Origin of the sequence: Caballeronia hypogeia, assembly GCF_001544875.2 — a bacterium.
GTDB lineage: Bacteria > Pseudomonadota > Gammaproteobacteria > Burkholderiales > Burkholderiaceae > Caballeronia > Caballeronia hypogeia.
Genome location: NZ_FCOA02000001.1, coordinates 141,078 through 159,932, shown reverse-complemented (window position 1 = coordinate 159,932; position 18,855 = coordinate 141,078). Strand labels below are relative to the sequence as shown.

The following is an 18,855-nucleotide window of genomic DNA, read 5'->3' as shown; positions in this document are numbered from 1 at the left end:
GCTCGGTGAGCGAGGCCGCGCCGGACGCGAAAGAAACGAGTGGCCTTACAGCGACTTGATCGTGCCCTTCGGGAGAATGGTCGTCACGGAAGCCTTCTGCACGGTGATTTCCGTGCCTTCCGCGATTTCCACGCCGACATACGCATCCGACACCTTCGTGACCTTGCCCACGATGCCGCCGTTGGTCACGACTTCGTCGCCCTTCGCCATGGCGGAGAGCATGTTGCGATGCTCCTTCTGACGCTTCATCTGCGGACGGATCATGATGAAGTACAGCACCGCGAACATCAGGATCAGCGGCAGGAAGCTCATCAGCTGGCTTTCAGCGCCACCCGAGGTTGCGCCTTGTGCGAAGGCATTGGAAATGAACGACACGTTGGTCTCTCCGTTAAAACGTCAAAATACGTTCGAAAAACTTGAATGGAAATTAGCCCGACATTCTACCACTCGCCCACGCCGCGACACCCCGGGAATGCGCTTTGTCATCAAGCCGTTACGGGGCTCGCGCGGCGTCACGCGCAAGTAATGGAAAGGCGATTGTAATGCTTGTGGCGCCGTTTCGAGACCAGGCTCAATCGACGCCGCGCGCGCGGTTTTCGGCAAATGTCTTGCGGAACGCGTCGAACGTGTGATTTTCGATCGATTCGCGCACTTCGCCGATGAGTTGCAGGTAGTAATGCAGGTTGTGGATCGTGTTCAGCTGCGCGCCGAGAATTTCGCCCACGCGATGCAGGTGATGCAGATATCCGCGCGTGAAGTTCTGGCACGTGTAGCAGGTGCAGGACTCGTCGAGCGGCTTGAGCGAATTCTTGTGCGTCGCGTTCTTGATCTTGAGGTCGCCGAAACGCGTGAACAGCCAGCCGTTGCGCGCGTTGCGAGTGGGCATCACGCAGTCGAACATGTCGACGCCGGCCGCAACGCCCGCGACCAGATCTTCCGGGGTGCCGACGCCCATCAGGTAATGCGGCTTGTCGGCGGGCAGCTTCGGGCCGATGTGATTCAGCACGCGCATCATGTCTTCCTTCGGCTCGCCGACCGACAAGCCGCCGATCGCGAAGCCATGGAAACCGATGTCGGAGAGACCCGCGAGCGACTCGTCGCGCAAGTCTTCGAACATGCCGCCCTGCACGATGCCGAACAGCGCGTTCGGATTGCCGAGCCGGCTGAATTCATCGATCGAGCGCTGCGCCCAGCGCATCGACATGCGCATGGAATCGGCCGCGTCCTTGTGCGATGTGGGCACCCCGTTGGTGGCGTAGGGCGTGCATTCGTCGAACTGCATGACGATGTCGGAGTTCAGCACCTTCTGGATCTGCATCGACACTTCGGGCGACAGGAAGAGCTTGTCGCCATTGATAGGCGACGCGAACGTGACGCCATCTTCGGTAATCTTGCGAAGATCGCCCAGCGAAAAGACCTGAAAGCCGCCGGAGTCGGTCAGAATCGGCCGATTCCAGCCCATGAACTTGTGCAGGCCGCCGTGCGCGCCGATGACTTCCAGCCCCGGACGCAGCCACAGGTGAAACGTGTTGCCGAGAATGATCTGCGCGCGGATTTCTTCGAGTTCGCGCGGCTGGATCGCCTTGACGGTGCCGTAGGTGCCGACCGGCATGAAAATCGGCGTTTCTATGACGCCGTGGTTGAGCGTGAGACGGCCGCGGCGCGCCTGGCCGTCGGTGGTCAGCAGTTCGAACTTGAGCCCGTTCTCGGGCGGGGTATGGTGACCAGCGGTCATCTTTTTATGCTCCTGCAACCGGAGAACAGTCCGGCGCAAAGGGTTGAGAAAAACTTAGGACTTGCGCGTCAGCAGCATCGCGTCGCCGTAGCTGAAAAAGCGATAACGCTGCTTGATCGCATGACGATACGCGTCGCGGATCGTGTCCATGCCGGCGAACGCCGACACGAGCATCATCAGCGTCGACTTCGGCAGATGGAAATTCGTCACCAGCCGGTCGACCACGCGGAATTCATAGCCCGGCGTGATGAAGATATCGGTTTCGGCCTGCGTCGCGGATAACGGGCGTCCGGCTTCAGCGGCGTCGCGCGCGGCGGCTTCGAGCGCGCGCATCGAGGTCGTGCCGACCGCGATCACCTTGTTGCCGCGCGCTTTCACGGCCGCGATGCGGTCGACGAGCGACTGCGGCAGGTCGTACCACTCGCTGTGCATCTTGTGCTCGGCGATGTTCTCCACGCGCACCGGCTGGAACGTGCCCGCGCCGACGTGCAGTGTGAGCGTCGCGCGCTCGACGCCTTTCGCGTCCAGTGCGGCGAACAGCGCGTCGTCGAAATGCAGGCCGGCGGTGGGCGCGGCCACCGCGCCGGGATTCGCCGCGTACACCGTCTGATAGCGCGTTTCGTCGTAGGCGTCGGCGTCGTGCTCGATATACGGCGGCAGGGGCAGGCGTCCGTACTGCTCGATCAGCGTCAGGCATTCCGCCGGAAAGTGCAGCGTGTAGAACGGCTCGACGCGCTCGCCGACGGTCACGTCGAAAGCATCGGCCAGACGGATGGTGGTCCCGCCGACGGGACTCTTGCTCGCGCGGATCTGCGCGAGCGCCGTGGTCGCGCCGGTCAGGCGTTCGACCAGCACCTCGACGCGCCCGCCGCTGGCCTTCTGGCCGAAGAAGCGCGCCTTCAGGACTTTGGTATCGTTGAAGACGAGCAGGTCGCCCGCATCGAGCAGACCGGGAAGCTCGGAAAAACGCCGGTCGATGAACGTGGTGCCGGACACATCGAGCAGACGGCTCGCGCTGCGCTCGGCGAGCGCGCTCTGCGCGATCAGCTCGGGCGGCAGATTAAAATCGAAATCGGAAAGCGTGAACATGGCGTGAACAAAGCACGAACGAGGCGATAATTTTGCAAAAAGCGCGCCGAACAAACCTCACATTGTACTTGCGAAGAGATTAGATGCCCTTGTCCGACCGCCGCGTGGCCTCACACGATCCGCTGACCGAAGAGGAAAGCCCGGCGCCGCGCGCCGTCGCGCCGGCGCGAAAGAAGGCGAAAGCGGAGGAGAAGCCGAAGGAAAAAGCGAAGCCGGTCGTCAAGACCGCCGACAAGCTCGCCAAGCTCGGCCTGAAGTCCGACATCGATCTCGTCCTGCATCTGCCGATGCGCTACGAGGACGAAACGCAGCTCACGCCCATCGGCGAACTGATTCCCGGCGATATCGCGCAAACCGAAGGCGTCGTGTTCGACAACGAGATCGCCTATCGGCCGCGTCGCCAGTTGCTCGTGAAAATCCGCGACGACGCCGGCGACGAGCTCACGCTGCGCTTTCTCAACTTCTACGGCTCGCAGGTCAAGCAGATGGCCATCGGCGTGCGGCTGCGTGTACGCGGCGACGTGCGCGGCGGCTTTTTCGGGCTCGAGATGGTGCACCCGAGCGTGCGCCCGGTCGATGACGACACGCCGCTGCCGCAGGCGCTCACGCCGGTTTATCCATCGACGGCGGGGATTTCGCAGGGCTACTTGCGCAAGGCGATCGACAACGCGATCACGCGCGTCGATTTGCCGGAATTGCTGCCGGAACCGATCGCACGCGCGCATTTGCAGCCGCTCAACGTGCCCGGCCTGCTCGATGCCGTCAAGACGCTGCATCATCCGCGCGCGGATTCGGACGAAACCGCGCTCATCGACGGCACGCATCCGGCGTGGACGCGCATCAAGTTCGAGGAATTGCTCGCGCAGCAGTTGTCGCTCAAGCGTGCGCACGAAGAACGCCGCACGCGCGCCGCGCCCGCAATGCCGCGCCGCTTGCCGGACGACGAAGCATCGCTCGTCGTGCGTCTCTTGCGCGCGCTGCCGTTCGCGCTGACGGGCGCGCAGCAGCGCGTGGTCGCCGAAATCGCCGGCGAACTGACACTCGCGCATCCGATGCAGCGGCTCCTGCAAGGCGATGTCGGCAGCGGCAAGACCATCGTCGCGGCGCTGGCGGCGGCGCAAGCCATCGACGCGGGTTACCAGGCCGCGCTCATGGCGCCGACCGAAATCCTCGCGGAACAGCACGCGCGCAAGCTGCGCGGCTGGCTGGAGCCGCTGGGCGTCCAGGTCGCGTGGCTCGCGGGCAGTTTGAAGGCGAAGGAAAAGCGCGCTGCGATCGAAGCAGCGGCGCTCGGCACGGCGAAGCTCGTCATCGGCACGCACGCGATCATTCAGGATGCGGTGGAATTCGCGCGCCTGGGGCTCGTGATCGTCGACGAGCAACATCGCTTCGGCGTCGCACAGCGGCTTGCGTTGCGCGCGAAGGCGCTGAACGCGGCGGACGGCAAACAGGACTTCCAGCCGCATCAGCTGATGATGTCCGCCACGCCGATCCCGCGCACGCTCGCCATGACCTACTACGCGGACCTCGACGTTTCCACCATCGACGAATTGCCGCCCGGCCGCACGCCGATTCTGACGAAGGTCGTCTCCGACGGCCGCCGCGACGAGATTATCGGCCGCGTGCGCGAGGCGGCGCTGACCGGGCGTCAGGTGTACTGGGTGTGTCCGCTGATCGAGGAAAGCGAGACCCTGCAGCTTCAGACCGCGGTCGAGACTTACGAGACGCTCGTCGCTACGCTGCCTGAACTGCGCGTCGGTCTGGTTCACGGACGGCTCGCGCCGGCCGAGAAAGCCGCCGTCATGGACGCGTTTTCGCGTAACGAAGTGCAACTGCTCGTCGCGACGACGGTGATCGAAGTCGGCGTCGATGTGCCGAACGCATCGCTGATGGTGATCGAGCACGCGGAGCGCTTCGGCCTCGCGCAGTTGCATCAGTTGCGCGGACGCGTGGGGCGGGGCAGCGCCGCGTCCGTGTGCGTGCTGATGTATTCGAACCCGTTGTCGCAGACGGCGCGCGCGCGTCTGCAGACCATGCGCGAAACCACCGACGGCTTCGAGATCGCACGGCGCGACCTCGAAATACGCGGTCCCGGCGAATTTCTCGGCGCGCGGCAGTCGGGCGAGGCGATGCTGCGCTTCGCGAGCCTCGAAAACGATGGCTGGCTGATCGAGCCGGCGCGCGAAGCCGCCGCTCAGATGCTCAAGTCCTTTCCCGATGCCGTCACCCGTCATCTCGCGCGCTGGCTCGGTGCGCGCGAGCATTACTTGAAGGCCTGACTTTTGAACTCAGGCGGGGCTTGTCGGTCCCTATTTAGCCGACGCGCGCCCGCAATCCGGTAAAAGTTGTCGAACGGCGGTCCGCAGGTGTATAACTCAAACCTATTGAATCAATGTCTTTCATTGGCCTCCAATGACGCTCACTGAACTGAAGTACATCGTCGCGGTTGCGCGCGAACGGCATTTTGGCCGCGCCGCCGAGGCGTGCTTCGTCAGCCAGCCGACCCTGTCGGTGGCTATCAAGAAGCTCGAAGACGAACTGAACGTGCAGATCTTCGAGCGCGGCACGAGCGAAGTCAGCGTGACGCCCATCGGCGAGCAGATCGTCACGCAAGCGCAGCGCGTGCTCGAACAGACGCTCGCCATCAAGGAAATCGCCAAGCAGGGCAAGGATCCGCTCGTCGGGCCGCTGCGCCTGGGCGTCATCTACACGATCGGGCCGTATTTGCTGCCGACTCTGGTCAAGCAGATGATCAAGTCGGTTCCGCAGATGCCGCTGATGCTCCAGGAGAATTACACGCTGAAGCTGATCGAGCTGCTGAAGCAGGGCGAAATCGACGTCGCCATCATGGCGCTGCCGTTCCCCGAAACCGGTCTGATGGTGCGCGCGCTCTACGATGAACCGTTCGTCGTCGCGATGCCTTCCGGTCACGCGTGGGAGAACCGCCCGAAAATCGATCCCGACGATCTCAAACAGGAAACCATGCTGCTGCTCGGCAGCGGTCATTGCTTCCGCGACCACGTGCTCGGCGTGTGCCCGGAACTGATGCGCTTTTCGCAGAACGCGGACGGCATCCAGAAGACCTTCGAAGGCTCGTCTCTGGAAACGATTCGTCATATGGTGGCGAGCGGTGTCGGCATCACGGTGCTGCCGCGCATGTCGGTGAGCGAGGTGAAGCCGCACGCGCCGGGCATCGATTCCGGCCTGCTCAGCTACGTGCCGTTCGACGATCCGGTGCCCGACCGGCGCGTCGTGCTCGCGTGGCGCAAGAGCTTCACCCGCATGGCCGCCATCGACGCGATTTGCGAGGCGATCGCCAATTGCGATCTGCCAGGCGTCAAAAAACTCGATATGCCTGTCGCGGTCAACTGACCGCGTCATCCCGGTGCCCATCGCGCGCCGCGTCCGGCTTCCGGACGCGGCGCGCTGTCATTTGCAGTGCGCGATTGCGGTCATGACATTCTTTATCGAATAAATAAGATTTATTAACTTATAGAGATGGATAGTTTTAGTTAAGCTCCTCCCATCGGTCCGCGAGCACGACGGACACGACGGAACCACCACGCGCTTTGCCGTCCGCTGCGACGCGCTTCGACATGTCGCGGAAACGTGCCCGCCGATTTCGCCCGCGCCGCCGCCTGAGCGCGCCTGACATGATCCAACGCAAACGCATAAACAGGAGCTTTACGATGACGACTCAACGACTCACGACCGCCGCGGGCGCACCCGTCGGTGACAACCAGAACTCGCAAACCGCTGGTCCGCGCGGTCCGGTCACGCTTCAGGACTTTGGCTCATCGAGAAGCTCGCGCACTTCGACCGCGAAGTGATTCCCGAGCGTCGCGTACACGCTAAGGGCTCCGGCGCATTCGGCACGTTCCGCGTGACGCATGACATCTCGAAGTACACGAAGGCCAAACTGTTCGCGGAAATCGGCAAGGAAACACCGATCTTCATCCGTTTTTCCACGGTCGCGGGCGAACGCGGCGCGGCGGATGCCGAGCGCGACGTGCGCGGCTTTTCGATCAAGTTCTACACCGACGAAGGCAACTGGGACATGGTCGGCAACAACACGCCGATCTTCTTCATCCGCGATCCGCTGAAGTTTCCCGACTTCATCCACACGCAAAAGCGCGATCCGTACACCAACCTTCGCAGCAATATCGCGGCATGGGATTTCTGGTCGCGTCATCCGGAGTCGCTGCATCAGGTGACCATCCTGATGAGCGATCGCGGCATTCCGAAGAATTATCGGCAGATGCACGGCTTCGGCTCGCACGCGTTCTCGTTCATCAACAAAAACAACGAGCGTTTCTACGTGAAGTTCCACTTCAAGTCGCAGCAGCCGCTCGAGAACTACACAGATGCCGAAGCCGCCGCCGTCGTTGCGAACGATCGTGAAAGTGCGCAGCGCGATCTCGTCGCAAACATCGACAAAGGCAATTTCCCGCGCTGGAATTTCCGCATCCAGGTAATGACCGAAGAGCAAGCCGCGAAGTCGCAAGTGAACCCGTTCGACGTCACCAAGGTCTGGCCGCACAAGGACTATCCGCTGATCGACGTCGGCACGATCGAGCTGAACCGCAACGCGGAGAACTATTTCGCGGAAGTCGAGCAGGCTGCATTCACGCCGGCGAACGTGGTGCCGGGCATCGGCTTCTCGCCGGATCGTATGTTGCAGGGGCGTCTGTTCTCGTATGGCGACACGCAACGTTATCGACTGGGCATCAACCATCACCAGATTCCGGTGAATGCGCCGCGCGCGCCGATCGCGAACTCGTTCCATCGCGATGGCGCAATGCGCACCGACGGCAACCTCGGCGGCCGCGTGAACTACGAGCCGAACCGCTACGGCGAATTCGCGCAGGATCGCAACGCGGACGAGCCGCCGCTCGCGGGCGGCACGGTGTATCGCTACGATCATCGCGAGGACGAGGACTACTACAGCCAGCCGGCCGCGTTGTTCGCGCTGTTCGATGAAGCGCAGCGCGAGCGCTTCTTCGGCAACATCGCCCGGCATATTCACGGCGTGCCGAACGAGATCGTCGCGCGGCAGATCGGGCATTTCCGCCGTATCGATCCGGCTTACGCGCAGGGCGTCATCGACGCGCTCGCGAAGCTCGGCCAGCGAGTCGAAGAGCAGGACACCGCCGCCGTCTGACGTCGGCATACGCAAAACACGGGAGAAAACATCATGTCTCAAGCGTTGAACCACATCGCGACGGTCGTCGATCAGATCGAAGCGACCAGCCGCGGCGCCTCGCGCGGCGTGCGCGTTCGGCATCGTCGCGGCGGCTTATGGGATCGTCGTGGCAGGCGGTGTCGTCGGCGCTTGAGCGGCAATACGCGCAATGAATCGTTCCCCGTTTCTACGATAAACTGTCGAACGCTCGAAACGCCGCGCGGCAAGGCGAAGCGCGGCGTTCGCACCGTTCGAATCACTCTCTCACGGAGTCATCATGGCGAAGAAAGGCACGGCACCCGCCGTCAATATCGGCATCAGCGACAAGGACCGCAAGAAGATCGCCGACGGGCTGTCCCGGCTGTTGGCCGACACCTACACGCTGTACCTGAAGACCCACAACTTTCACTGGAACGTGACGGGCCCGATGTTCAACACGCTGCATCTGATGTTCGAGACGCAGTACACGGAACTCGCGCTCGCCGTTGATTCGATCGCGGAGCGCATCCGCGCGCTGGGCGTTCACGCGCCGGGCAGCTACAAGGAATTCGCGAAACTGTCGTCGATTCCGGAAGCCGACGGCGTGCCGGCGGCGGAAGAGATGATCCGCCAATTGGTGCAAGGCCAGGAAGCGGTGGTGCGCACGGCGCGCGAAATCTTCCCGGCAACGGAAGCCGCGAACGACGAGCCGACCGCCGACCTGCTCACGCAGCGCATGCAGACGCATGAAAAAACCGCGTGGATGCTGCGCGCGATGCTTGCCTGAAGCGCCTGCAGTTTTCGGTGCGATGAAACCCCGCTACTACGCGGGGTTTTTGCTTTTCAGGCGTCTTGAACGCGCTGTTCTAAAATAGCCGGATCGCGTTTCTCCGCTCCTTCCGCCATGCTCGCCCGCCTTCCGCTCTACATGCGCCTCGTGCGCCTCGACAAGCCCATCGGCAGTCTGCTGCTCTTGTGGCCAACGCTCAACGCGCTGTGGATCGCCTCCGAAGGCCGGCCATCGCCGATGCTGCTCGTCATCTTCATCGTCGGCACGATCCTGATGCGCTCGGCGGGTTGCGCGATCAACGATTACGCCGATCGCGATTTCGATCGTCATGTGAAGCGCACCGCCGAGCGTCCGATCACCTCGGGCAAGATCAAGGCCTGGGAGGCGGTCGCGCTTGCCGCTGCGCTGGCGCTCGTCGCATTCCTGCTGATTCTGCCGCTCAATGCGCTCACCAAGGAACTGTCGGTGTTCGCGCTGTTCGTCGCGGGCAGCTATCCGTTCACCAAGCGCTTTTTCGCGATTCCGCAGGCGTATCTCGGCATCGCGTTCGGCTTCGGCATTCCGATGGCCTTCGCCGCCGTGCTGAACCACGTGCCGATGCTCGCGTGGCTCATGCTCGCCGCCAATGTGTTCTGGTCGGTCGCCTACGACACCGAATACGCAATGGTCGATCGCGACGACGACATCAAGATCGGCATCCGCACGTCGGCGCTCACCTTCGGGCGGTACGACGTGGCCGCCGTCATGTTGTGCTACGCGGTGACGCTGGCGATCTATGTCGGCATTGGCGTGGCGCTCGGGTTCGGCTGGCTCTACTGGCTCGGCTGGCTCGCGGCGGCAGGCTGCGCGGTGTATCACTACGGGCTGATCCGCAATCGCGAGCGCATGGCGTGCTTCGCTGCGTTCCGGCACAACAACTGGCTGGGTGGCATGTTGTTCGCGGGTATCGCCCTGCATTACGCATTCTCGGGGTGACAGTGACCGCGCCCGGTTTCAGCGCGGCGCGTGCTTGCTATTTTTTGACATTCATCGGGTCGCTTTCGCATTGCATAGTGCCGGGCGAGCAATAGAATCATTGGTATTGCTTATCAATGGCCTATGCAATGTCCCTTCCCAATCGCCCTGTCGCGTTCGTTCTCGCTGCGTCGAACCACGGAACCATGATCGTCAACCGAAATGATGTTGCCGTTCAAGATGGCTTCGCCTATGGTGTCGGCCATCAATTGCTCAACACGTCCTGCTTCGATCCCGGCGAAGTCGCGTTCGTGCTGAAGTTGCTCGAGCTGCGTCGCCGTCATTTCGGCGATGAGGTATTCGCAATCGACGGCGGAGCGAACATCGGCGTGCACTCGATCGAATGGGCGCGTCACATGCACGGCTGGGGCAAGGTGCTGAGTTTCGAAGCGCAGGAAATCGTGTATTACGCGCTGGCGGGAAATCTCGCGCTGAATAATTGCCTGAATGCGCGCGCCAGACTGGCGGCGCTCGGCGACACACTTGGCGAAATCGTCATTCCGCAGCCGGACTATTATTCGGCGGGCAGCTTTGGCAGTCTCGAATTGCGCGAAACGAACAATGTGCTCGGCATTGGTCAGAACGTATCGTACGATCCCGAAAAAGGCGTCGCGGTGCCGATGATCAATATCGATTCCCTGAAACTCGAGCGCCTCGATTTTCTAAAAATCGATGTCGAAGGAATGGAAATGGACGTGCTGAGAGGCGCCGTGGGAACGCTGAAACGATGTGCGCCGATTCTGCTCGTGGAAACAATCAAGGGCGACGAAACAAGCATCCGCGAATTCCTGTCCGCGGCGGGTTACGCGGACTTTTACCGCGTTCATCCCAATGCGCTCGTCATCAGCGAGCGCGATCCGGTCCGTCAGCACGTCTCCGAGCGTGACGGCGTGGTTTATATCGGCGGCTGATTCCTCAGCCGCCCGTCAGTCCGAAGCGCAGCGATTTCTCAAGCCGCGCCCAGTTCATCCCCCATCTCTTTCGCGCGCGCCTCTGCCGCCAGCGCGCCGCGCACGATCGCGTCCTTCACGCCCTGCGCATCGAACGATGAGAGTGCCGCCGCCGTCGTGCCGCCCTTCGACGTCACGCGCTCGCGCAGCACGCTCGCGGGTTCACCCGATTGCGCCGCGAGTTGCGCCGCGCCGGTGAAGGTCGCGACGGCGAGCGCGCGACCTTGCTCCTCGTCCATGCCGAGCTGGCGCGCCGCTTCCTGCATCGCCTCGATGAAATAGAACACGTACGCCGGGCCGCTGCCGGAAATCGCGGTGACGGCGTCGAGCCTGGATTCGTCGTGGAACCAGACCGCCGTGCCGACCGCTTCCAGCACCTGCGATGCAAGCGCCTTCGCCGCATCCGAGACGCCGGGGAGGGCGGCCAGACCCGTCACGCCCATGCCGATGAGCGCGGGCGTGTTCGGCATCGTGCGCACGATTTGCGCGTAGCCGCCGAGCCAGCGCGAGAGATCCGTCGCGCGGATGCCCGCCGCGATGCTGATGATCGTCTGCTTCGACAGATGCGGCGCGAGCGCCTCCGCCACGCCCTTGAGCACTTGCGGCTTCACCGCGATCACGATGGCGTCGTAGCCGGCGAGTTTCTCGTCGATGGCGGCGCCGGTCGCGATGCCGAACTGCTTGCCGGTGCGCTCGCGCGCTTCGTCGTTGATGTCGATGGCGTAGATGCCGGCGGGCGCGACGCCGCGCTTGATGAGACCGCCGATGAGCGCCGCGGCCATGTTGCCGCCGCCGATGAATGCAATCTTCATGATGAGTGGAGTGGTCAGTTGGTGTAAGTACGCTTGCCGAAAATCGCGGTGCCGATGCGCACCAGCGTCGCGCCTTCGAGCACGGCGGCTTCGAGGTCGGCGGACATGCCCATCGAGAGCGTGTCGAGTTGAAGTCCGTCCGCGCGCAATGTGTCCATCAGTTCGCGCAGACGTGCGTGCGGCGCGCGTTGCGCATCGAGCGTCTCGGCGGGCTCGGGAATCGACATCAGGCCGCGCAGGCGCAGATTCGGCAGCGCGGCGACCGCATGCGCGAGCGCCGCGGCTTCGTCTGGCTCGACGCCGCTCTTCGACGCCTCGCCGCTGAGGTTCACCTGAATGCACACTTCGAGCGCGGGCGCGCCTTCGGGACGCTGTGCGGAAAGCCGCTCGGCGATCTTCAGGCGGTCGATGGAATGCACCCAGTCGAACTGCTCCGCGACGACCTTCGTCTTGTTCGATTGCAGCGGCCCGATGTAATGCCATTCGATCTCGCCGCGCACATCGGCGAGTTCGGCGATCTTGGCGATGCCTTCCTGCACGTAGTTTTCGCCGAACGCACGCTGGCCGGCTTCGAAGGCGGCGCGCACGTCGCTGGCGGGAAACGTCTTGGAGACGGCGAGCAGGTGCACGGAAGACGCATCGCGCGACGCGTCGTGCGCCGCTTTCGCGATGCGTTGCCGGACTTCTTCGAGTTGTTGAGCGATGGACATGCTTGGGCGTTCAGGGCGATCGAGCCACTCATTATACGAAGCGGCTTCAGCCGTATAGCAGATGCTCCAGCAACTGGATCCAGTGCGTCACGGGCGTCGACGTGCCGCTTTGCAGATGCGCGATGCAGCCGACGTTCGCCGACACGATCACTTGCGGCTCCAGCTTCTCCAGCCTGTCGAGCTTCTGATTGCGCAGCGTGTACGAGAGCTTCGGCTGCAGCACGGAATAGGTGCCCGCCGATCCGCAGCAGAGGTGGCTGTCCGCTGGCAGGCGTACTTCGAGCCCGAGCGCGGTCAGCAATTGCTCGACGCGTCCGCGAATCTGCTGCCCGTGCTGCAGCGTGCACGGCGGATGGAACGCGACCGTGTGGACGCCGCGACGGCGCGCGAGCGAGACGAGTTCTTCTTCGTACATCGGCAGGATTTCGGCCAGATCGCGCGTCAGATCGACGATCTTCTGCGCCTTTTCCGCGTACTTCGGATCGTTGCGCAACAGATGCGCGTACTCCTTCACCGTCGCGCCGCAGCCTGACGCGTTCATCACGATCGCCTCGACGCCGTCTTCCACATACGGCCACCATGCATCGATGTTGTTGCGCACGTCGTCGAGCGCGTCGTCGTTGTAGCCGAGATGCAGGCGGATCGCGCCGCAGCAGCCCGCGCCCGGCGCCGTGACGATCTCGATGCCGAGCGCGTCGAACACGCGCGCCGTCGCCGTGTTGACGTTGGGCATCATCGCCGGTTGCACGCAGCCCGCGAGCATCAGCATCTTGCGCTCGTGCTTGGCCGTCGGCGCGACGAGCGGCCGCTCGGGCACCGGAATCTTCGCGCGCAGCTTGCGCGGGAGGATGCCGCGAAACTGCTGGCCGAGCTTCATCGCTGGCGTGAAGAGCGTGCTATTGGGCAGGAAGCTCGCGAGCAGGCGCCGTTGCAGCCTATGCCGCATCGGCCGCTCGACCTTCTCCTCGACGACCTTGCGCCCGATCTCGACGAGCCGTCCGTATTGCACGCCCGACGGGCAGGTGCTCTCGCAATTGCGGCAGGTGAGGCAGCGGTCCAGATGCAGTTGCGTGCTCCGCGACACTGGCGCGCCTTCGAGCATCTGCTTCATCAGATAGATGCGCCCGCGCGGCCCGTCGAGCTCGTCGCCGAGCAACTGATACGTCGGGCAGGTCGCCGTGCAGAAACCGCAGTGCACGCACTTGCGCAGGATGGCGTCGGCCTCGTCGCCATCGGCCGTGCCGCGGATGAAATCGGCGAGATTGGTTTGCATCGAAGCGCCTGGAAGTCGGGAAGCTAAAAGTCGGGATACAAACGCGCGCGATTGAAGATGCGCGCCGGATCGAATGCGGCTTTCAATCCACGATGAATCTTCATCAGCGGCGCGGGCAGCGGCGTGAACACGCCCGCGTTGCGGTCGTAGGCGGAGCCGGCGCGGAAAATCGTCGCGTGGCCGCCCGCCTGCTTCGCGCTGATGCGTACGGTTTGCGGGTCGGTGTCGGTGATCCACCAGCGCTGCGCGCCGCCCCATTCCATCAACTGCGCGCCGGGCAGATGCAGCGGCTCCGCGATCGACGGCAGCGCGAGGCGCCACAGCGCCGAACGCGGCTCGATCACGGCGAAAAACGGGTCGGTCTGCTCGCGCATGCCGATCCAGAAACGGTCGGCCTCCACAGCATCGACCACTTCGCCGCCGAGCGTATTGCGCGCGGTTTTCACGGCGGCTTCGGCGCCCGCGAGACGCAGCGCCAGCGTACCGTCGCGCCACGCGCTGCCGGTGATCGGCAACGGATGGCCACCCCATTCGTTGAGCTTGCGCACGCCGTCGGTCGCGTGCATGTCGAATTTGAGGGTGGCTTCGGCGACCGGGCGCGGCAGCACCTTGATCGACAATTCGAGGATCAGCCCGAGCGTGCCGAGCGATCCGGCGAGCAGGCGCGAGACGTCATAGCCCGCGACGTTCTTCACCACCTGACCGCCGAAGTGCAGCACCTGACCGTTGCCGTTCATGACGACGGCGCCGAGCACGAAGTCGCGCGGCGCGCCGGTCCAGGCGCGGCGCGGCCCGGCGAGCCCGGCGGCGATGCAGCCGCCCAGCGTCGCGTTGCGCCCGAAGTGGGGCGGCTCGAATGGCAGACACTGGTTGTGCTCGCGCAGCGCGGCTTCGATTTCGGCCAGCGGCGTGCCGCTCTTCGCGGTGATGACCAGCTCCGCCGGATCGTAGGCGATGATGCCGCGCCAGGCTCGCGTGTCGAGGATCTCTCCCTGGAGCGTCTGGCCGTACCAGTCCTTCGTGCCGCCGCCGCGAATGCGCAGCAGCGTGCCGGTTTCGGTGGCCCGGGCGATCCTCTCCGACCAGCCGGCGACGATGTCGTCCTGTTCCATGGATGTTCCGCTTGTTCGTCGATTTCTGTATTCGACTTCGGTTTCGGCTGACTTACGGCTGTCCGGTCGATTGTACCGACCGCTTAACGCCGTCGCACTCGGACAAACGTGGATAGCGGAACGCGCGCCGGGCTTCGCGCGCCTTTTTTCGAAGGCTCAGAAGCGCGGCAATTCGGGATGCGGCAATAGCCCGCCCCGGATATGCATCTTGCCGTATTCTGCGCAGCGAGCGCGCGTCGGAATGCCTTTGTCGGGGTTCAGCAGGCCCGGTGGATCGAAGGCGCGCTTGACCGCGAAGAACGTGTCGCGCTCTTCCGGCGAGAATTGCACGCACATCGAATTGATCTTTTCGATGCCCACGCCGTGTTCGCCCGTCACCGTGCCGCCCAGCTCGACGCAGCATTCGAGAATGTCGCAGCCGAAAGCTTCCGCGCGATGCCATTCGTCGAGATCGTTGCCGTTGAAGAGGATCAGCGGGTGCATGTTGCCGTCGCCGGCATGGAACACGTTGATGCAGCGCAGCGCGTATTTCTTCTCCATCTCCTCGATGCGCTTGAGCAGCGGCCCGATCGCGCGGCGCGGCACGGTGCCGTCCATGCAGTAATAGTCCGGCGAGATGCGGCCCGCCGCCGGGAACGCGTTCTTGCGGCCCGACCAGAATTTGAGGCGCTCGGTCTCCGAGCGCGAAATCTGGATGCGCGCCGCGCCGTGCTCGCGCAGCACCGCCGTCATGCGGACGATTTCCTCGGCCACTTCGTCGTGCGTGCCGTCGGATTCGCACAGCAGGATCGCGGCGGCGTCGAGGTCGTAGCCGGCGTTGACGAACTCCTCGACCGCACGTGTCGCGGGTTTGTCCATCATTTCGAGGCCCGCAGGGATGATGCCTGCCGCGATGATCGCCGCGACCGCGTTGCCGCCTTTCACGACATCGTCGAAGCTCGCCATGATGACTTGCGCCGTCTGCGGCTTCGGGATCAGCTTGACGGTGATCTCGGTGACGATCGCGAACATGCCTTCGCTGCCGATCAGCACGGCGAGCAGATCGAGACCGGGCGCATCCGGCCCGAGCGAGCCGAACTCGACGACATCGCCGTCCATCGTCACCGCGCGCACGCGCATCACGTTGTGGACGGTGAGACCGTATTTCAGGCAGTGCACGCCGCCTGAGTTCTCGGACACATTGCCGCCGATCGTGCATGCGATCTGCGACGATGGATCGGGCGCGTAGTACAACCCGTACGGCGCGGCCGCTTCCGAAATGGCGAGATTGCGCACGCCGGGCTGCACGGTTGCCGTGCGCGCATACGGATCGACTTCGACGATCTTGCGGAAGCGCGCCAGCGACAACACGATGCCGTGACGGATCGGCATCGCGCCGCCGGACAGGCCGGTGCCCGCGCCGCGCGGCACAATCGGAATGGAAAGACGCGCGCAAATCTGCACGACGCGCTGCACCTGCGCCTCGGTTTCGGGCAGCGCTACCGCGAGCGGCAGACGCCGGTAAGCGGCGAGGCCATCGCATTCGTACGCGGCGGTATCTTCCTCGCGGAACAGCAGGCAATGCGTGGGCAACACCGCCATCAACGCCTGGACGACCTCGCGTTGACGCGCGGCGAGTTGATCCTCGGAGAGCGCGGGCGCTTCCTCGTGTGGCAGGTTGGGCGACATCTGCCCGGGTTTGAGCTCGTCGGGTGCGTTCATGTCTCCTCCTTTTCGTGCCTGCGCTGTCCGTGCTTTCAGTGCGCTTATCTCATGCGTGCATCTTGCGCGACTTCGTCAGCCTTCGAAAGTGAAGATTTTCCCCGGGTTCATCAGGTTCTTCGGATCGAGCGCCTGTTTGATGGCGCGCATCGTGTCGATGGCGTCGGCGCCGTGCTCGTCGATCAGAAAGCCCATCTTGTGCAGTCCCACGCCGTGTTCGCCGGTGCAGGTGCCACCCATTTTGAGCGCGCGCGCGACGACGCGCTGGTTCAGGCGCTCCGCTTCTTCCAGTTCCTCGGGCTTGTTCGGATCGAGCAGCATCGCGACGTGGAAATTGCCGTCGCCGACGTGGCCGACGATCGGACACGGCAGCGGCGATGCAATCAGATCCCTTTCCGTTTCCTCGACGCATTCGGCGAGGCGCGAGATCGGCACGCAGACGTCGGTGGTGACGGCGCGGCAGCCGGGCTTCAGTTGCAGCATCGCGAAGTAGGCGGAGTGGCGCGCGTTCCAGAGACGGCTGCGGTCTTCGGGGCGCGTGGCCCATTCGAAGTCTTCGCCCTTGTTGTCCGCGACGATGTCCTGCACCGTCTGCGCCTGTTCCTTGACGCCCGATTCGGTGCCGTGGAATTCGAAGAACAGCATCGGCGATTCGCGCAGCGTCAGGTTCGAGTGACGGTTGATCGCGCGCACCGCGAGCTTGTCGACGAATTCGACTCGCGCGATCGGCACGCCCATCTGGATCGTTTCGATGACGGCGCGCACGGCGTCGCCCATCGACGGGAACGCACAAACGGCCGCCGAGATCGCCTCGGGTTGCGGATAGAGACGCACGGTGATTTCGGTGATGACGCCGAGCGTGCCTTCCGAGCCGACGAACAGGCGCGTCAGGTCGTAGCCCGCCGACGATTTGCGCGCGCGCGTGCCGGTCTTGATGATGCGGCCATCGGCAAGGACGACGGTGAGCGCGAGGACGTTTTCGCGCATCGAGCCGTAGCGCACGGCGTTGGTGCCGGAGGCGCGCGTCGCGGACATGCCGCCGATGCTGGCGTCCGCGCCGGGATCGATCGGGAAGAAGAGGCCGGTGTCCTTGAGCGCTTCGTTGAGTTGCTTGCGAGAGATGCCGGGCTGGACCGTCACCGTGAGGTCTTCGGCGTTGATCGAGACGACCTGATTCATCTCGGACAGGTCGATGGAGACGCCGCCTTGAACCGCGAGCAGGTGTCCTTCGAGCGATGAGCCGTTGCCGTAGGGGATGATCGGCACGTTGTGCTCGGCGCAGAGCCTGACGATCGATTGCACTTCTTCCGTGCTGCGCGCGAAGACGACAGCGTCGGGGAGCTCGGGGTCGAACGGAGATTCGTCGCGGCCGTGGTGTTCGCGAACGGCCTGCGCGGTGGATACGCGGTCGGCGAATTTTTGCTTCAGGGCTTCGAGGAGCGCGGCGGGGAAGGGGCGCTTCTGGAGCGACTGGTGTTCGGTCGGGTGGTTCACGTGCGTGTCTCCGGGCGAGGCGGCTTTTGCGCTTTGTGTTGTTGGTTGTGCGGCTTGGTTCTGCGGTTGCGCTGGTCTTGCGTGCTTGCTTGACGGTCGCGCTTGGTATGGGTGTTGCGGGTTTCGCGTGATGTGGTCGGGTTCGCTGGGTTGAATACGGGGTGTGCTGCGTTTGGCGGGTTGTCGACTCTTGCCGGATTGCCGCTTTTTCGCCCTTTCTCCCGTCGTCTTTCCAACTCGCCGTTCTCGATTCGCGCGAAAGCTTTATCTCATTTTACGCGTTTGAGGCGTGGGTCGGCGGGGCGGGGTTTTGCCGGCGGAGGCGCGGCGGTTTGGGGCGATTTTCCGGACGCGGTTTTAGGGCGCTGGGGCGTGCCTATAATGGGTCGACCTTTTTGTCTGCTTTTCTTTGATTCGGGGAGTCTGTGATGGGTCACCGCTTGAGCAAGATCGCCACGCGCACCGGAGATGACGGTACGACTGGTTTGGGCGATGGTAGCCGCGTGCCGAAAGACGATGCGCGCATCGCCGCGATCGGAGATGTGGATGAGTTGAATTCTTGTATTGGCGTTCTGCTTTGTGAACCGATGCCTTCCGATGTCCGTGATGCATTGACGCGGATTCAGAACGATCTCTTCGATCTCGGTGGTGAGTTGTCAATTCCCGGACATTCGATGATTCAGGAATCGCATCTCGCACGCCTCGATACGTGGCTCGCGGAGTACAACGCGACGCTTCCGCCGTTAAAGGAGTTTATTTTGCCGGGCGGGTCGAGAGCGGCGGCCCTTGCTCACGTTGCGCGGACGGTTTGTCGGCGGGCGGAGAGGGTAATCGTGGCGCTGGGGCGCGTCGAGGCGGCGGGAGTGAATGAAGCGCCGCGGAGATATGTGAATCGGTTGTCGGATTTGCTATTCGTCTTCGCGCGGGTGTTGAATCGCGCGGATGGCGGCAAGGATGTTCAGTGGAAAACCCGACAAGGAACCGATGCCTGAATGTTCGCCGCCGCTTTCTGAT

15 protein-coding genes and 1 pseudogene are annotated in these 18,855 nt (G+C 63.5%); 7 read left to right on the top strand and 9 right to left on the bottom strand.

Features of this window, described 5'->3' with window-relative positions; genetic code table 11:
• Window positions 1-45: 45 nt before the first annotated feature.
• The 3 genes from yajC to queA all read right to left on the bottom strand — a co-directional run bounded on the left by yajC (window position 46) and on the right by queA (window position 2,824).
• Entirely contained in the window at window positions 46-375 is a 330-nt protein-coding gene (yajC, locus tag AWB79_RS00685) for a preprotein translocase subunit YajC (RefSeq protein WP_061165459.1), read from the bottom strand.
• 196 nt (window positions 376-571) lie between these two features.
• A complete protein-coding gene (tgt, locus tag AWB79_RS00680; protein WP_061165458.1) occupies window positions 572-1,735 on the bottom strand; it encodes a tRNA guanosine(34) transglycosylase Tgt in 1,164 nt (387 codons plus the stop codon).
• 54 nt (window positions 1,736-1,789) lie between these two features.
• Window positions 1,790-2,824 carry a tRNA preQ1(34) S-adenosylmethionine ribosyltransferase-isomerase QueA gene (queA, locus tag AWB79_RS00675; protein WP_061165457.1) on the bottom strand — a complete coding sequence of 345 codons (1,035 nt, stop codon included), beginning with the start codon at window positions 2,822-2,824 and terminating at the stop codon, window positions 1,790-1,792.
• A gap of 83 nt (window positions 2,825-2,907) precedes the next feature.
• On the opposite strand from queA, the gene recG reads away from it, so the two are divergent.
• From recG to AWB79_RS00645, 6 genes and pseudogenes are all read left to right on the top strand, one after another.
• Window positions 2,908-5,103 (top strand): ATP-dependent DNA helicase RecG, encoded by a 2,196-nt coding sequence (gene recG / locus AWB79_RS00670; RefSeq protein WP_061165456.1) that lies wholly within the window; start codon window positions 2,908-2,910, stop codon window positions 5,101-5,103.
• A gap of 133 nt (window positions 5,104-5,236) precedes the next feature.
• The gene (locus AWB79_RS00665; protein WP_061165455.1) at window positions 5,237-6,196 is read left to right on the top strand and encodes a hydrogen peroxide-inducible genes activator; all 960 of its coding nucleotides are present in this window, start codon (window positions 5,237-5,239) and stop codon (window positions 6,194-6,196) included.
• A gap of 317 nt (window positions 6,197-6,513) precedes the next feature.
• Window positions 6,514-7,985, top strand: a pseudogene (locus AWB79_RS00660) (catalase).
• A 298-nt stretch (window positions 7,986-8,283) separates the two neighbouring features.
• Window positions 8,284-8,772 (top strand): Dps family protein, encoded by a 489-nt coding sequence (locus AWB79_RS00655; RefSeq protein ID WP_061165454.1) that lies wholly within the window; start codon window positions 8,284-8,286, stop codon window positions 8,770-8,772.
• A gap of 117 nt (window positions 8,773-8,889) precedes the next feature.
• Complete coding sequence (gene ubiA, locus AWB79_RS00650) at window positions 8,890-9,750, top strand: 4-hydroxybenzoate octaprenyltransferase (protein ID WP_061165453.1); 861 nt, start codon at window positions 8,890-8,892, stop codon at window positions 9,748-9,750.
• 185 nt (window positions 9,751-9,935) lie between these two features.
• Window positions 9,936-10,700, top strand: coding sequence for an FkbM family methyltransferase (locus tag AWB79_RS00645; RefSeq protein ID WP_232470779.1), 765 nt, complete (start codon window positions 9,936-9,938; stop codon window positions 10,698-10,700).
• A gap of 38 nt (window positions 10,701-10,738) precedes the next feature.
• On the opposite strand, the gene proC is transcribed toward AWB79_RS00645, so the two are convergent.
• From proC to AWB79_RS00615, 6 genes are all read right to left on the bottom strand, one after another.
• Complete coding sequence (gene proC, locus AWB79_RS00640) at window positions 10,739-11,551, bottom strand: pyrroline-5-carboxylate reductase (RefSeq protein WP_061165451.1); 813 nt, start codon at window positions 11,549-11,551, stop codon at window positions 10,739-10,741.
• 14 nt (window positions 11,552-11,565) lie between these two features.
• Window positions 11,566-12,261 carry a YggS family pyridoxal phosphate-dependent enzyme gene (locus AWB79_RS00635; protein WP_061165450.1) on the bottom strand — a complete coding sequence of 232 codons (696 nt, stop codon included), beginning with the start codon at window positions 12,259-12,261 and terminating at the stop codon, window positions 11,566-11,568.
• A gap of 46 nt (window positions 12,262-12,307) precedes the next feature.
• Complete coding sequence (gene glcF, locus AWB79_RS00630; RefSeq protein WP_061165449.1) at window positions 12,308-13,534, bottom strand: glycolate oxidase subunit GlcF; 1,227 nt, start codon at window positions 13,532-13,534, stop codon at window positions 12,308-12,310.
• A 23-nt stretch (window positions 13,535-13,557) separates the two neighbouring features.
• Window positions 13,558-14,646, bottom strand: coding sequence for a glycolate oxidase subunit GlcE (gene glcE / locus AWB79_RS00625; protein WP_061165448.1), 1,089 nt, complete (start codon window positions 14,644-14,646; stop codon window positions 13,558-13,560).
• A gap of 156 nt (window positions 14,647-14,802) precedes the next feature.
• Window positions 14,803-16,347, bottom strand: coding sequence for an FAD-linked oxidase C-terminal domain-containing protein (locus tag AWB79_RS00620; protein WP_061165447.1), 1,545 nt, complete (start codon window positions 16,345-16,347; stop codon window positions 14,803-14,805).
• Window positions 16,348-16,422: 75 nt separating this feature from the next.
• Entirely contained in the window at window positions 16,423-17,841 is a 1,419-nt protein-coding gene (locus AWB79_RS00615) for an FAD-binding oxidoreductase (RefSeq protein ID WP_061165446.1), read from the bottom strand.
• A gap of 428 nt (window positions 17,842-18,269) precedes the next feature.
• Between AWB79_RS00615 and AWB79_RS00610 the strand changes: the two genes are divergently transcribed.
• Window positions 18,270-18,833 carry a cob(I)yrinic acid a,c-diamide adenosyltransferase gene (locus AWB79_RS00610; protein ID WP_061165445.1) on the top strand — a complete coding sequence of 188 codons (564 nt, stop codon included), beginning with the start codon at window positions 18,270-18,272 and terminating at the stop codon, window positions 18,831-18,833.
• Window positions 18,834-18,855: the final 22 nt, after the last annotated feature.